The organism is Stenotrophomonas sp. (genome assembly GCF_050737075.1).
Lineage (GTDB): Bacteria > Pseudomonadota > Gammaproteobacteria > Xanthomonadales > Xanthomonadaceae > Stenotrophomonas.
In genome coordinates this window covers 15,042-29,413 of the sequence record NZ_JBOHXV010000063.1, presented here as the reverse complement: position 1 = coordinate 29,413, position 14,372 = coordinate 15,042, and the positions used below count along the sequence as shown (strand labels likewise).

The following is a 14,372-nucleotide window of genomic DNA, read 5'->3' as shown; positions in this document are numbered from 1 at the left end:
GCGTGTGCCTGCTCGGCCTGTTCGATCACCGCGCTGAGCGCGGCCTCCAGCGGCAGGCGCGCGGCCAGCAGGCTGGACAGCTGCCGGGTGGCCCACGCCAGCTCCGTTGCACTGAGCGCGCGGCGCCGCCATTGCCCTGCGCCGGCGCTTACCGCGCGCAGGTCCACCGGGGTCAGGCCTCGGCCACGCAGCAGTTGCCGCGCACCGCGCGGGCTGTCCGCCTCCAGCCGCCCCTTCTCGGTGGCGCCGCTGGCGGTGACCGCCTGGTAGTCGAACTGCGGCATGGGCGTGGCCTCAGTCGTCGCCGGTCACGCGCAGGATCTCCTCGCGCGTGGTCACACCCTGCGCCACCCAGCGCATGCCGTCCTCGCGCAATGCCCGCATGCCGGCCAGGCGCGCGGCCTCGCGCAATGCAGGCTCGCCCTGCCCTTCGTGGATGAGCGCCCGTACCCGGTCGTCCACCACGAACAGCTCATGGATGCCGGTGCGCCCCCGGTAGCCGCTGTTGCCGCAGGCCGGGCAGCCCACCGCGCGCCATTCGGGCCGGCCCTCGCTGTCGTGCTCCAGCCGCCGGCACTGAAGGCACAGCCGCCGCACCAGCCGCTGCGCCAGCACACCGCGTAGGGACGACGCCAGCAGGAACGGCTCCACGCCCATGTCGGCCAGCCGGGTCACCGCTGAAATGGCGTCGTTGGTGTGCAGCGACGCCAGTACGCCATGCCCGGTGAGCGAAGACTGCACGGCAATCTGCGCGGTTTCCAGGTCACGGATCTCGCCGATCATGATCGTATCCGGGTCCTGGCGCAGGATCGCGCGCAGCGCCGTGGCGAAGGTCATGCCGATGCGGGCGTTGACCTGGATCTGGCCGATGCCGGCGAAGTCGTACTCGACCGGATCTTCCACCGTGAGGATGTTGCTGGTGCTGCTGTCGAGCTGCCCGAGCGCCGCATACATGGACGTGGTCTTGCCACTGCCGGTCGGGCCGGTGACCAGCACGATGCCATGCGGCTGGCGGATCAGCCCGGTGAAGGTGGCGAGCGTGTCGTCGGCCATGCCCAGGCGCTGCAGTTGCAGGCGGCCGGCATCCTTCTCCAGCAGGCGCAGCACCGCGCGCTCACCATGGCCGGTGGGCACGGTGGACACGCGCACATCGAGCGGCCGCCCACCCACCCGGATGGCGATGCGACCGTCCTGCGGCAGGCGCTTCTCGGCGATATCCAGGTGCGCCATGATCTTGATGCGTGAGACCAGCGCGGCATGCAGTGCACGGCGCGGCTGCACCATGTCGCGCAGCGTGCCGTCGACCCGGTAGCGCACCACCGAATGGGTTTCGAACGGTTCAATATGCAGATCGCTGGCGCCATCACGCGCGGCCTGGGCCAGCAACGCGTTGATCATGCGGATCACCGGCGCGTCGTCCTGTGCGTCCAGCAGATCGGTGACCTCCGGCATGTCCTGCATCAGCCGGTCCAGGTCGACGTCGCTCTCGGCCGCCCCCACCAGTGCCGCCGCGTCGCCACCGTCACGGTACTGCTCGCCCAACCGCTGCTGCCACGCCGCCTCTTCGATCACCTCGAAGCGCAGCGCACCGTAGCGGCGGCGCAGCTCCGCCACCGCCCAGGGCGCCGTCGCGGCCGTGCCGACCAGCACCGGCTGTTCACCGTCGCTGCCCAGCAGCAGCTGCTGCGCGCGGGCCCAGGCGAACGGCAGCGGCGGCAGCACACCGGTGGCGCTCACGGCTCGATCACCAGTTCCGGGGTGTAGCCCAGCGTGCGCAGCTGCTGCAGCGCCGGGTCCAGGGTGGCCGGTTCGCGCGGCACCCGCACGCGCAGCCGTTGGCCACTGCCACCGGGCACGGCTTCGGCGTAGGCCGGAAGGCCGAGCGCCCGCACCTGCGCCACGGCCTGCGCGGCGTGGGTGGCATCGAGGTTCTGCGCGAACTGCAGCAGCTGTACCGGGCTGTCGGACTGCGCATTCAAGGTGGCCACCGAGCTCTGCACCGTTGCGCCCGGCTGCAGTGGCCGCGTACCGCCCTCGCCCAGTACCGGCAGGTCCTGCGGCGGCAGCTGCGGGGCCTGCATGTCCGGCAGCGCCCAGCTCGACAGCGGCTGCACGCTGGCCTGCGCATTGCGCATGAAGTCGTAGCGGTCGCGGGTGAGGCGCTGCCCGGCCGCGGGGTCGCGCACCACATGCGGGCGCAGGAACACCATCAGGTTGGTCTTGGCGCGGCTGCGGGTATCGCTGCGGAACAGCGCGCCCAGCAGCGGAATGCGCCCCAGTCCGGGCACGGCGTCGCGGCCGTGGCTCACGCTGTCTTCGAGCAGGCCGCCCAGCACCATGATCTGGCCATCATCGAGCAGCACGCTGGTGTCGAGCGCTCGCTTGTTGGTCACGATGCCGATGGTCTCGTTGGAGCGCTGCGGGTCGATGCTGCTCACTTCCTGGTAGATGTCCAGCTTGACCGTGCCGCCTTCGGAGATCTGCGGCCGCACCTGCAGCTTCAGGCCTATGTCTTCGCGTTCGATGGTCTGGAACGGGTTGTTGCTGCTGCCACCGCCATCGGTGACGTAGCGCCCGCTGACGAACGGCACCGTCTGGCCGACCATGATGCTGGCCTTCTCGTTGTCCAGCGTCATCAGGTTGGGCGTGGAAAGAATGTTCGCACCGCCCCTGCTCTGCAGCGCGTTGGCCAGCGCCTTCAGGTTGAGGATCTCGCCGATGCCCGGCAGGTTGATCGTGCCGTCGATCACGCCGAGGTTCAGACCGTCCTTGGCCAGCACGTCCAGCGTGGTCTTCGCGCCCGTAGTGATGCCACTGCCGCCGAAGTGGGTGCCGCCGAAGGTGCGACCGTTGCCGAGCATCCATTGCACGCCCAGTTCGGCGGCGTCGGACGCGGTGACTTCGACGATCAGGCTTTCCACCAGCACCTGGGCGCGGCGCTGGTCGAGCTGGTCGATGACCCGGCGCAGGTTGCGGTAGACCGGCTCGGGCGCCGAGATCAGCAAGGTGTTGGTGGTGGGATCGGGTTGCACCGACACGCCGTTGTGGCTGAAGCCGCTGCTGTCGTCGTCCTTGTTGCCGTTGGCGCCGAGGCGCTCGGAGCTGGGCATGCCTCCGGTGCTGCCGCTGGCGCCGGTCTGTTGCGTACCCGGTGTCTGCGCCACCGCGGTGCCTGCGGCGGGCGCGCTGGTGGCCAGCGGGTCGCTTGCGCGCGGCGCGTCCGATTGCCCGGCGATCACGCCGCGCAGTACCTTGGCCAGCTGCGTCGCTTGTGCATTGCGCAGGTACACCACGTGCAGGTTGCCCGATTCGTCCTGCGCGCGGTCGAGCTTCTCCACCAGCTGCCGCGCCAGGCGCGTACGCGCCGGGCTGCTGGAGCGCAGCAGCACGCTGTTGCTGCGCGGGTCGGCCATCACCACCACCTTCTGGGTGGGCTCGTTGCCCTGCGCGTCCAGCAACGGGCTGACCATGGCCGCTACGTCCACCGCGATGCCCTGTTGCAGCTTGACCACGTCGGTGTCCATGTTCGCCGGCGTGTCCAGGCTGGCGATGATCCGCGCGATGCGTTCCAGGTTGTCGGCGTAGTCGGTGATGACCAGGCTGTTGCTTGCGGCCGAGGCGGTGATCGGGTTGTCGGCGGCGATCATCGGCCGCAGCACTGGTACCAGCGCGGTGGCGTTCTCGAAGCGCAGCGTGAAGGTGCGGGTGACCACCTCGCCGCCCGCGCCGCCGCTGCCCACCGCACCGCCCAGCAGCTTGGCGTCGGCCTGCGGCACCACACGGGTGAGGCCGCCGCTTTCCACCACGGCATAGCCGCGCATGCGCAGGGCGCCGACCAGCAGCTGGTAGGCCTGCGCGCGGTCGACCGGGCCATCGGAGACCACGGTCATCTTGCCGGTCACCTTCGGGTCGATCAGGAACTGGCGGCCGGTGAAGCGTGCGGCCATGCGCAGCACGCCGCCAACGTCGGTGTCCACCAGATTCAGCTGCACACGCTCATCGGCGGCGGTGGCCGCTGCCTGTGCGTGCGCGACCCCGCTGCCCTGCCCGGCGCCCACCGCCAGTACCAGCGCGGCGGCCCACATCCCTGCGCGCAATCGGCTCATCGTGCGCCACCGCTGCCATTGCGCTTCATCACGATCGTGCCTGACACCCGTGCCGCCGCCATGTTGGGATTCCCTGTTCGTTCCAGTGTCAGTTCCTGCACCTGCACGGCCGGGTTGGCCAGTACCGGCAGCAGTGCGTTCCAAAGCGTGTCGGCCGGCGCCTCGCGCACCGCCAACTGCCACTGCGTGGGCGACTCGGACAGCGTTGCCTGCTGCTGCAGCCCCGCCTCCGTCAACCGCGTGCGCAGCGAAGCGGCCGTGATGACGGCAGCCGTGCGCTGGCGTTGCAGCGTGGCCAGCAGATCATGCAGCTGCCGCTGCTGTGCGCGCAGGCGCGGCAGCTCGGCCTGCAGCTGCACCCGCTGCTTCTGCAGTGGTTCCCACCAGCCCACCCACAGCGCGGCGCCGCCGATGGCCAGCACCATCAGCAGCAACATGCCCCGCTCCCGCGCGGCCAGCTCCTGCCAACGGCGCAGCAGCTCCTGGCCGACACGCGGCCGGCCTGCGGAGGCAGGCATGGCGGTCAGGGTGCGGGCCATCAGCCGGGTCCGGCAGCGCTGACCAGCAGGCGGCCGTTGCCGCGATCCTCCAGGCTCAGGCCATGCGCCTGCAGCGCCTGTTGCCAGCGCTCCAGGCGTGCGCTGTCCACGCCGGGCCCGAGCTCGGGATCCAGCTGCAGCAGCAGCTCACCTGGCCGGTAGTGCATGCGCGTGGCCGCGCCGGCCCATTCCGGCACCGCCTGCAGCGCCGTGGCACTCAAGCGCTGCACCTCCGGCGCCACGAGCGGCTGCGCAGCCGCAGCGTCAACTGCGCGCTGCGCCTGCAGTATCGGGTCCACCACGTCGCCGACCTCAGGCAACGCCTGCCGCACCTGCTGCTGCATGTCCTGCTCGAGGGCGTGGGCATGCGCCGTCATTCGCCACGTCTGCAGCTGCAGCCCGAGCGCGGCGACGAGCGCGGCGGCTACACCCAGTGCGACCGCCTTCCACGGCGTGCGCCGCACTGTGCCTGGCAGCGGCAGCGACCAGCTGGGCAACGCACCGCTCCATTGCTGTTCGGGCGGAAGTCCCGCCGTATCGACCGGCATCGGCCAGCCCGGCGGCGCGTCGCCGATCCACTGTGGCGCACACGCGCCGTCGGCGCCGAACCGCGCGCGAAGCTGGTTGGCCACCGCCTCGCCGTTCCCGCCACCCAGCCACTGTACCCACCCATGGTCACGCGCCGTGCGCACCAGCAGGTGCTCGCCACAGCGTTGCAACGTCGGCTGCCCGTCCTTCAGCGGCAACAGCAGCGGGGTGGGATACACGCCCTGCAGCCGCAGGCCGACGGCAACAAACGTCGCCACCACCTGCTGCACCGCGTCGCGGCCCAACCAGGCCACGGCCACCCGCCCATCCGGACCCTGCGGCCCGTGCGCGAAGGCAACCTCGGCCACGTCCTCCAGCAGCAATGCTTCAATCTCGGCCTGCATCGCCACCTCCAATCGTCGCCCGGCCAGCGCTGGCAGCAGCAGGTCGAGCAGGATCAGGTCCTGCACGTCCACGCAGGCCACTGCGGTGGCGCCGGGATGACGTTCGCCCAATGCACGCAGCGGATCGGACCCATGAGCGGTCACCTCGCCGCGCTGCAGCCACGCCCACGCAACGGCAGCGTCCGGGCCCAGCGCAGCCAACGGCGGCAGTCGCAGGCGCAACTCACCCTTCATGCGCCGATCCTCGTCCACATGCGCTGTACCCGCACGCCGAGATCGCGGTGCTCGCGCCAGATCAATGCCTGGAACGGAACCCGTGCCTCATCGGCCTGGACCATGCCGTCGACCAGGAACCATTCGCTATGTATGCCCACCTGCAGGGTGAGCGCCTGTGCGTCGGTCAGCTTCAGCCGGAAGGCAATGTCGCCCCCGTTGAGCAGGGTACGGCCGGCGTCGCGCTCGGCCAGCAGCGCGTTCAGGGCCGCCTCGTCGCTGTCCGGCAATTCCGCAGCCAACAGCTTCGCCGAGCTGGTATTGGCGTTGAGCAGCGTGGGCAGCGGCAGCAGGGTAAGCACCTGCGCCAGCGCCTGGCGTTGCAGCGGGTCGCCGTCGGACAGCGCCAGTGCCAGCACGCCCTGTGCGTCGCGGGGCAATGGCCCGGCGCCACCGATGCGCGCCACCACGAACGTGCGCACCTGCACGCAGGCCGGCGCAGCAACGCCCTGCATGGCGCACAGGCGCTCGAACACGGCCTGCGCGTGCGCGTCCGGCTTGCCGTCGCGCACCAGGTTGCGCAGATTGAACAGCGCCTGCGCATCATGCAGCTGCACCTGCGTGGGCAGCGGCGACTGCAACACGATGGGCTGCGCCCAGCCGCCCGCAGCGGTGGGGCCGCGCGGGTTGCCGACATCATCGCGAAGCTGCCTGGCGGCCTGCTCCACTGACGCATCCACTGCCATGCCGATCTGCGCGCGCAGCTGCTCACCGCGCAGCGTGCGCAGCGCCGTGGACTGGCGCAGCACCAGGCCGGTGGCGATCACCGCCACGATCGCCACCACCAGCATGGCCACGATCACCGCCATGCCACGCTGCTGCCGACCCGAACACCTTGTACGCTGTCGCGCTGCACGCATCGACGGTGTCCTCAAAGCTGCCACGAGCCGATGTCACTGTTGCCCGCTTCGCCACCGGCCTTGCCGTCGGCGCCGAACGAGAACACATCGATTTCGCCGTGCTGGCCCGGGTTGGCGTACTGGTACGGCGCCCCCCAGGGATCGTTGGGCAGGCGATCCAGATACGGCCCGGCCGGCATGCCGCCACCGTTCGCGGGCGGCTTCATCAGCGCCTGCAACCCCTGTTCGCCCACGGGATAGCGACCATTGTCGAGCCGGTACAGCTTGAGCGCCTGCATCAACGCGGCGATGTCCTGGCGTGCCGCCACCACGCGCGCCTGGTCGGGCCGGTCCATCAGCCGTGGCACGATCAACGCGGCAAGAATTCCGATGATCACCACCACCACCATGATTTCCAGCAGGCTGAAACCCTGCTGCCGTGCGCTGCGGATACGAACGTTGCTGCCCATCATTTCGTCCTCGTCATCCTGGAAGAGACCGCCCCGACATGGTCGGTCCTGCATGTGTCAGTTCGATACACGTCGGCCGTCGTCATGCGGCTGATCGTCCGCGGCCACCGCCATCGCGTGTCGCATCGCACTGCGCCGGCAGCGCGCCGCATGCACCAGCACCGGCGGTACCGCACCCAGCACCGCGTGCAGGCAGCGTTGCAGCGCTACGTTGCGCAGGGCATCCAGCAATGAGCGGCATTCGGCCATCGTCCACGCGCTGGCCTCGTCCATGCCGACGAAGTCGCGGTACAGCACGTTGAAGCGCAGGCCGTCGTGCAGGCGCTGCAGATCATCGAGCGCGCGCAGGTGCACCAGCAGCGCGGTGCGTTGCCAGCGGCGCAGCGTCGCATCGGTGGTGGACAGCGTCGGCCAGGGCCAGGTGGCCAGTAATGGGTCGACCGCATCGCGCAGGCGCATCAGCGGGTGGTCGCGGGTTTCCAGCGCGGCCCAGCGCGTGGCCTGGAACCAGCGGTCAGAGGACAACAGCCACACCCAGGGCTGGCCATAGCGCTGCACGCAGACAGGCGCATCACGCGCCTGTTCAAGAACCTGGCTCAGATGACGGTCCAGATCCAGCATGCTCACCCGGCGTGCATCAGGCAACATCGCGCGTCTCCGCCACCGGCATGCCACCATGCCGTACTTCTACAAGACGAGCATCAACGCAGAATCACGACAGGCAAGATGCCAATCCGTGATGGCCGCCAGCAAGCCGCGCGCGCGTCACCTTCCGGTCATTGCCTTGAAAGCTACGGCGGTTTCGCGGCGCTGACCGCCGCACGCCACCGCGAGCGCCACCACGTCCTCACGGCCAAGGAAACGGAACAGGGCCGCCATGGCCGGGGTGTCTTCCATGAACTCGGCGATCGCCGCGCGCAGTTCGGCTACGTGCCAGGGCTCGGCGCCGCTACCACCGGCATCGACGAACCAGTGCAGCAGGCGGTCGAAACAGATGCTCTCATGCAGTTCGCCGATGTCCTCGAACGCATAGATCGCCTGCAGGATCAGCGCACGCGCGCAGGCGGCCGGCGACAAGCCGCCCTGCCCGGGCAGCGGCAGGATGTCGCGCTGCAGCTGCTGCAGGCGCGCCAGCGGGTGGCTGCCCGGATCGAACTCCAGCTGTACGCGGTGTTGCCGCCATTGCGCGTCCGACACCACGTAGGCCCACGGCGTGCCGTAGCGGTGCACCATCAGCGGTTGTTCACGGGTGGTGTCCAGCAACGCAGACAGATTGCGTCGCAGATCGACCAACCCGACGGACTCGTTTCGCATCAAACACTCCATCCCTGCCGGTCCATGCCGCGCGTCCAGCTACCACGGCGGCGACTCACCCCAATACTGCGATTCCACCCGGATAGCGCCGCAGCCCCAGCGACAGGCTCAAGCGAAGCTGCTCCAGTGCCGCTTCCGGATCGTCGATGCCGAAGCGGCCGCTCACCGGCTCAAGCGCAAGCCGCTCGCCGCGCAGCAAAACCCGACCGCGGCGATAACGGTTGATCTCACTCACCACATCGGCCAGCGGCGCACGGCGGAACACCAGCATGCCGTCGGTCCACGCCGACACTTCCGCGGCCACCGCGTCGGAGACCACGCCGCTCATCTGCTCATCGAAGCGCGTCTGTTGCCCCGCCTGCAACTGCATGCGCCCCTGCGGATGCTCGATGCGTGCACCGCCGCGCAGGCAGGTCACCCGCACCTGGCCGTCGATGCAGCGCACATCCAGCTGACTGTTGCCGGCGTCGGCCACCACCTTCCCCGGCCCGGCGAACAGCATCAGCCGCGCCGGCGCAGCGGTATCGATCACCACCTGGCCTTCCAGCAGTTCCAGCGCGGCATCGCCGGCCTCGCTGCGGCGACGCAGGCTGGTACGCGTGTCCATCTGGATCTGCACGTAGGGAACCGGTTCAACACGCCGGCGCTCACCGGTACCGGTGTGGAAGTCGGCGGCAATCGCCGGCAGCGATGGCCACAGGCCCAGCGGCGGGTGCAGCGCCGCGACCACGGCCAGGCTGGCGGGGGCGGCAACCGCCGCGCCGAGGAACGCGCGCCGGGTCCAGCCGCGGCGCTGGTCGGCTGCGGTGCGCTGCAGGGGCGCCGGGTCCATCACGCGGCCCGCCTGGGCGATCCGCTCCCACTGCCGGCGCGCGCGTGCGAAGGCCTGCGCATGCGCAGGGTCTTCCGCGCACCAGCGGCTGAACTGCTCGCCCTCTGCGGCCGTGGCCTCGCCGGAGGTCAGGCGTACCAGCCACGCCTGGGCCTGGCGCTCCACGGCGTCGCGGTGTGGGTGTGGCGTGTCGTCTGCGTCCATCGGGGTCCGACTGTCCCCGCGGCAGGCGGGGTTCTCAGGGGGGCGTCAAAGTGTAGACGGACGCCGCCGCTCAGAACCGCACATGCCCTTCGTCGGCGGTGCGCGCGGCCAGGTATTCCTGGGCGGCCTTCAACTCGCGCTGCACCAGCCGCAGCGACACATCCATACGCTCGGCGACGTCCCGCTGCTGCAGCCCTTCCACCCGGATGGCCAGCAGGATCCGCCGGCGGCGTTCGGGCATGCGCTGCAGCAGGTCCAGCATCTGGGCCAGCGCCATTTCGGTTTCGGCGTTCTGCGACGGGTCCGGGCCCGGGTCCGCCATGTCCATCAGCGCCCCGACTTCCTCCATGCTCATCAGCCGGTGGTCGGCGCGCTGCCGGTCCACCACGATGTTGGTGGCCATGCGCAGCAGGTAGGCGCCCGGGTTCTGGACCGGGTCCAGCCGGTCCCGGCGCGCGTCCAGCCGCATCCAGGTGTCCTGCAGCGCGTCGCCGGCCAGCTCTTCCGAGCCCAACCGCCGGCTCAGGCGTCGCTTCAGCTCGTCATAGGCGCCGAGCAGATAGTCCCTGAGATCCACACCGGTAGCGGCACTGTCGTTCATGATCGGGTCCTTGTCATGGGGCGGCCGGCCGCCGACCACAGTCGTGGCTGGCCGGCACCGGGTGGATGTCCAGCGTGACCGGCTGCGGCAATGCCGCCGCCGTCACCGGAAGCTGCAGCGCACGCAGCGCCTGCAGCAGCGCCTGGTCGCGAGCGCCCACGCCGCTGCCGGCGAGCAGCTCGGGCTGGTGGACGCGGCCGTCCGCATCCACCTCGAACGCAATACGGGCGCTGTAGTCACCCGGGGCCAAGAGCGCGTCGTCACAGAAGGCCTGGCGCAGGGCGCCCTGCATGCCGGCGAAGGCCTGGCGCGCCCGTACCGGGTCCAAAGAAGTTGTATGCGCAGCAATTGACTGCGCGTCGCCGGGCTGGACCTCTCGCAGCACCACGCGCCCCTCGCCTGCCGTCTCGGCGACCAGGCCGGTGCCGTCAAGCAACGCGTCCAGGGCGGCCGCGGGCGGCATCGCCCCCTGCACTGCACCGCTGGTGCGACCCTCGGCGAGCGCGGCCGGGTACATCACGGACCAGCCACTGACGATACTGAAGCGCTCAAGGGCCTGCTCAAGCGGCTGCGCCGGTAGCGCAAACCCGATGGCATCGCCCCGCGCGAATGCCAGGCACGGCACGAGCCAGACCCAGAGCAATACGATGCGCAGGACTGCATGGCGTCCATCAAGCCCCCTGAACGTGAGCACATGACCCTCGACTGGCCTTCCACCGGGCAGGGACCGGCGGCGCCGCCCCCGCCTGTCATCGGCAGGCATCGCTGGATGCTAGGGGCCGGAGATTTCAGGTTGATGACCGGGCCGAAACTGCGAAGCGGCGCGCTGCTTTTACCAGCTCAGCTTCACACCGACCTGGCCGCTGACGTCGCGGTAGCCATAGCTGCCCTGTTGGGAACCCAGGGTGCCCCAACCAGTCCAGCCACCGCCCAGTTCCATCTGCGCGCCCACCTTTACTTCGTAGCGGTTGCGCGGCAGCACGCGGTCCAGCGCCTGGCCATCGAAGTGCATCGTCGCCTCCTGCGCCGCGTGCCACCAGTTCGCTTCCAGGAAGGGCTGCACCTTGTTGTGCCGCGCATCGGTCGAGTGACCGTACAGACGCGCGCCCAGCCGCGTCAGCACGTCCGCATCGCCAGCGGCACGCACGTCCATGCCGCTGGTCTCGGTGAAATGGTCGCTGCTGTAGTCGGTCAGGATCACCTGCGCCTGCGGCTCGATGTACAGCGCACTGCGTTCGTTGCTGTGCAGTTCGAACGCATAGCCTGCTTCCAGCGAGAACGCCAGGTTGCTCGACGCGTAGTTTTCCTTCACCTGGTAGTCGCCGTTGACCTCGTTGTCGTAGCGGCCGTACTGCAACCAGCTGTCCACATACAGGCCGGTCGGTTCGGCGGCGTTGGCATACCAGGTCCCATAGAGGCCCACGCTGCTGCCCTTCACCCGGCCGATCGCCTTGTACCCGGTGATCTCCGAATCCACCCGCGCGGTGGAACGGCCGGTGCCGACCATCCCGCCCAGGTGGAAGCGGCTGTCGCCCGCGCTCCAGCGACCCAGTTCGACACCGCCCTGCACCATCCAGCTGTCGATGTCCGTGGCGATCTGCCCGGCGGTGCGGGTATCCAGCTGATGACCCTGCACGCGGACCCAGGCGCTGGTGTTCTTGTCGTCGTCGCGGCTGCGCTCGGCGAAGTTCGGCTCGCCCAGGCGGTCGTGCAGCGTGTGCTGGAACATGCCGTTGGCCGCGATCTGATTGGCCAGGTACGCAAACGGTTCCGGACGGTAGATCCGCGTCTGCGGTGCCTGCTGCTGCGGGTCGCAATCGGCAGCGCACGGCGTAGCCCGCGGAGTCGTCGGCGTCGTGGGAGTTGTCGGAGTTGTCGGGTCTTCCGGGGTCGTCGGTGGGACGGCCGGGGTCGATGGAATCGACGGCACAAGCGGCACGAGCGGAACCGACGGGGGCGCCGGCGGGACGGGTGGGGTCGTTGGAATCGCCGGCACAAGCGGCACGAGCGGAACCGACGGCGGGACCGGCGGGACCGGCGGGGGCGTTGGAATCGCGGGAACGAGTGGAACCAGCGGAACCGAGGGCGGTGCCGGCGGCGGCACGGTCGGTCCGATCGTATTGCGCAGGTACCAGTTGCCATCGCTTGCAGCGGCGCCTACACCGTTCTGCACCAGGGTGTATTCATACGCACCCGCAGTGACCCGCCCCCCCAGCACGAACGCACCCGCGGCCGAGGCGGCGGGCGAGTTCACATGCACCACTTCGATGCCATTGCCGGCAGTGATGGCGCCTTGGCCACCCTGGTTGCCGATATGCAGCTGCGTGGCACCGCTGCCCATCACCACGCTGCCGGCGACGAGCTTGTCGCTCACCGAAGCGGCGTCGTTCAACGCAGCATTCATGTAAAGGCTGCCGCCGTTGCTGGTGTATGCGCCAGTGACGGTGAGGGTGCGGCCGACGCCCGTATCGGTCCCCATGAGGACACTGCCCGCATTGGAGAGAGCGGCCAGCTTCTGGCTGAACCCGTTGAGGTCCAGGTTCCCGCCCGCTTGCACGGCAAACGCCGAATTGGGACTCAGCGCGTTCGTGGCGCCTGCGGCGAGCGTGCCGCCCGAGATGGTCGTCGCGCCCGAGTAAGTGCTCTTCGCCGTCATCAGCGTCGAACCGGCCGCCTGCGTGAGGACGCCCGCACCGGTGACCAGCGGATCGAAGCGGTAGTCGCCGCTGGTGTCGGTGTGGTTGAACAGCAGGGAGCCGCCCACGCCAAGGCTCACAGCCGAGCTGGTCAGCGTGCCCGGCGCAACGGCGGCGTTTCCGGCCGCCGCACCGATGTTGATGGCCCCCTGTCCGTTGGTGAATACCGCCACGGTCGTCGCTGTCGCAGCCACGACCCCACCCTCGGCGATGGTCAACGTGCCAGGGCCCGCGTTGCCAACAGTAAGTGTGCCGGCATTGGTCCACGTAGCGCCCGTGCCCGACACCGTGACTTGACCCGAGCTCGTGCTGTCACCGCCAATAGTGCCATTCGCATTGGACACGGTGCCGCCGGCCCCGATGTTCAGCACCCCCTTACCACCGTAGCCGACGTAGAGCTTGCCGACACTGTCCCAGGAACCATTGGAGATGTTGACGGTTCCCGACGCGCCCGCATTCTTGCCTATGTCGCTGTTGAAGATGCCGGTATTGGAGACTCGTCCGCCGTCCGTGATGTTCAGCTCACCCTTCCCGTAGTAGCCCACGTCAAGAGAACTGGTCAACGCCCAGGTGGATGGATTGTCGCTGGCGTCGGTGCCGGAGATGTTGACGGTACCGGAGGAGCCGGCATACCAGCCGATGCTTCCGCCATAACCGGAAACGACCGCGCCCTCTCCAATATTCACGGTGCCGGTACTGCCGGCCTTGTTCCCGACGATCAGCTGGCTGTTCCAACGGGACCCCGCACCCGACACCGTGGCCGTGCCGATCGAGCCCGCGCCGTTGCCAACGATCGTCTGCTGATTGCTGACGACCCCGCCGTCCTGGATGTTCAGCGTGCCATTGCCGTTCCACCCAACATTCACGGCGCCGGCGCTGTTGTTCGTCCACGTCGCATTGGAGACCGTCATGCTGCCCGAGGAACCGGCGTCGACGCCCAGGTAATAGAGCAATGCCGTATTGTTGGTAATGAGGGCGGCTCCATCCTTGATCACCACCGCACCGGTGCCGCCATAGCCGATATTCACGGTGCCTGACGTCGTCGTCCAGGTGGAACCATCGCCGGAAACCGTCACCGTGCCCGAAGAACCCGCGACTTTGCCGATATCCGTATTCTTGTTCGACACCGAACCACCGGCAGTGATGTTCAGCGTGCCGCTTCCCGTATTGCCAACGGTCAGGTAGCCGGTGCCGGGCACCGTCCACGGAGAAGGTTGCGCGCCTGAGGGTACGTTGACCGTATTGCCACCGTCGATAATCGCCTGCGCTTGCGCCGCCTGCGAAGACAGGCCCGCCATCCCCATCACGGCCATGAGCGCGGCCACCGTCTTACCGGACCCGCCGCTCTTGCCACGGCGGGACGCAAGTTCCGAGGCCACCGCCCACTGGCCGGTAGAGGCATTTCGGACGAGACGATAGATCTTGTTCATGCACTACTTCCTGTTGGGGAGTTCATTTGCCGACACCGCACGGAACATCGACGAGCCACGACGCATTGCAATGTGGATATGTTCCCGGGGCGAACAGCCGTGAACTATCGGACCCGCCTGAAAGTGTGATGAACGC

General features: G+C 69.0%; 12 protein-coding genes and 1 pseudogene. All 13 read right to left on the bottom strand.

Annotated elements, in window-relative coordinates; translation table 11 throughout:
• Positions 1–284: pseudogene (locus tag ACREPD_RS14945) on the bottom strand (type II secretion system inner membrane protein GspF); the annotation flags it as partial.
• Positions 285–294: 10 nt separating this feature from the next.
• A complete protein-coding gene (gspE, locus tag ACREPD_RS14940; RefSeq protein WP_431600050.1) occupies positions 295–1,737 on the bottom strand; it encodes a type II secretion system ATPase GspE in 1,443 nt (480 codons plus the stop codon).
• Positions 1,734–4,085 carry a type II secretion system secretin GspD gene (gene gspD / locus ACREPD_RS14935; protein ID WP_431600052.1) on the bottom strand — a complete coding sequence of 784 codons (2,352 nt, stop codon included), beginning with the start codon at positions 4,083–4,085 and terminating at the stop codon, positions 1,734–1,736. The genes gspE and gspD overlap by 4 nt, the downstream gene beginning before the upstream one ends.
• A gap of 17 nt (positions 4,086–4,102) precedes the next feature.
• Positions 4,103–4,645 (bottom strand): type II secretion system protein GspM, encoded by a 543-nt coding sequence (gspM, locus tag ACREPD_RS14930; RefSeq protein ID WP_431600049.1) that lies wholly within the window; start codon positions 4,643–4,645, stop codon positions 4,103–4,105.
• Entirely contained in the window at positions 4,645–5,811 is a 1,167-nt protein-coding gene (gspL, locus tag ACREPD_RS14925; protein ID WP_431600048.1) for a type II secretion system protein GspL, read from the bottom strand. The genes gspM and gspL overlap by 1 nt, the downstream gene beginning before the upstream one ends.
• Positions 5,808–6,659 carry a type II secretion system minor pseudopilin GspK gene (locus tag ACREPD_RS14920; protein ID WP_431600047.1) on the bottom strand — a complete coding sequence of 284 codons (852 nt, stop codon included), beginning with the start codon at positions 6,657–6,659 and terminating at the stop codon, positions 5,808–5,810. The genes gspL and ACREPD_RS14920 overlap by 4 nt, the downstream gene beginning before the upstream one ends.
• Positions 6,660–6,721: 62 nt before the next feature.
• Entirely contained in the window at positions 6,722–7,159 is a 438-nt protein-coding gene (gspG, locus tag ACREPD_RS14915) for a type II secretion system major pseudopilin GspG (protein WP_431600046.1), read from the bottom strand.
• Between the two features lie 57 nt (positions 7,160–7,216).
• Positions 7,217–7,807, bottom strand: coding sequence for a hypothetical protein (locus ACREPD_RS14910; protein WP_431600045.1), 591 nt, complete (start codon positions 7,805–7,807; stop codon positions 7,217–7,219).
• A gap of 117 nt (positions 7,808–7,924) precedes the next feature.
• Positions 7,925–8,473 carry a hypothetical protein gene (locus ACREPD_RS14905; protein ID WP_431600044.1) on the bottom strand — a complete coding sequence of 183 codons (549 nt, stop codon included), beginning with the start codon at positions 8,471–8,473 and terminating at the stop codon, positions 7,925–7,927.
• Between the two features lie 55 nt (positions 8,474–8,528).
• Positions 8,529–9,509 carry a FecR family protein gene (locus ACREPD_RS14900; protein WP_431600043.1) on the bottom strand — a complete coding sequence of 327 codons (981 nt, stop codon included), beginning with the start codon at positions 9,507–9,509 and terminating at the stop codon, positions 8,529–8,531.
• A gap of 70 nt (positions 9,510–9,579) precedes the next feature.
• On the bottom strand, positions 9,580–10,110 hold the full coding sequence (locus ACREPD_RS14895; protein ID WP_421567418.1) for an RNA polymerase sigma factor: 531 nt from the start codon (positions 10,108–10,110) through the stop codon (positions 9,580–9,582).
• Between the two features lie 13 nt (positions 10,111–10,123).
• Positions 10,124–10,735: an STN domain-containing protein gene (locus tag ACREPD_RS14890; protein WP_431600042.1), complete on the bottom strand. Its 612-nt coding sequence runs from the start codon at positions 10,733–10,735 to the stop codon at positions 10,124–10,126.
• A gap of 207 nt (positions 10,736–10,942) precedes the next feature.
• Positions 10,943–14,236, bottom strand: coding sequence for an autotransporter outer membrane beta-barrel domain-containing protein (locus tag ACREPD_RS14885; protein ID WP_431600041.1), 3,294 nt, complete (start codon positions 14,234–14,236; stop codon positions 10,943–10,945).
• Positions 14,237–14,372 lie beyond the last annotated feature (136 nt).

Excerpts from the sequence above, each read along its gene's own strand:
- gspD (WP_431600052.1), bottom strand. The coding sequence starts at position 4,085 with ATGTGGGCCGCCGCGCTGGTACTGGCGGTGGGCGCCGGGCAGGGCAGC.
- gspM (WP_431600049.1), bottom strand. The coding sequence starts at position 4,645 with ATGGCCCGCACCCTGACCGCCATGCCTGCCTCCGCAGGCCGGCCGCGT.
- gspL (WP_431600048.1), bottom strand. The coding sequence starts at position 5,811 with ATGAAGGGTGAGTTGCGCCTGCGACTGCCGCCGTTGGCTGCGCTGGGC.
- ACREPD_RS14920 (WP_431600047.1), bottom strand. The coding sequence starts at position 6,659 with ATGGCGGTGATCGTGGCCATGCTGGTGGTGGCGATCGTGGCGGTGATC.
- gspG (WP_431600046.1), bottom strand. The coding sequence starts at position 7,159 with ATGGGCAGCAACGTTCGTATCCGCAGCGCACGGCAGCAGGGTTTCAGC.
- ACREPD_RS14910 (WP_431600045.1), bottom strand. The coding sequence starts at position 7,807 with ATGTTGCCTGATGCACGCCGGGTGAGCATGCTGGATCTGGACCGTCAT.
- ACREPD_RS14905 (WP_431600044.1), bottom strand. The coding sequence starts at position 8,473 with ATGCGAAACGAGTCCGTCGGGTTGGTCGATCTGCGACGCAATCTGTCT.
- ACREPD_RS14900 (WP_431600043.1), bottom strand. The coding sequence starts at position 9,509 with ATGGACGCAGACGACACGCCACACCCACACCGCGACGCCGTGGAGCGC.
- ACREPD_RS14895 (WP_421567418.1), bottom strand. The coding sequence starts at position 10,110 with ATGAACGACAGTGCCGCTACCGGTGTGGATCTCAGGGACTATCTGCTC.
- ACREPD_RS14885 (WP_431600041.1), bottom strand. The coding sequence starts at position 14,236 with ATGAACAAGATCTATCGTCTCGTCCGAAATGCCTCTACCGGCCAGTGG.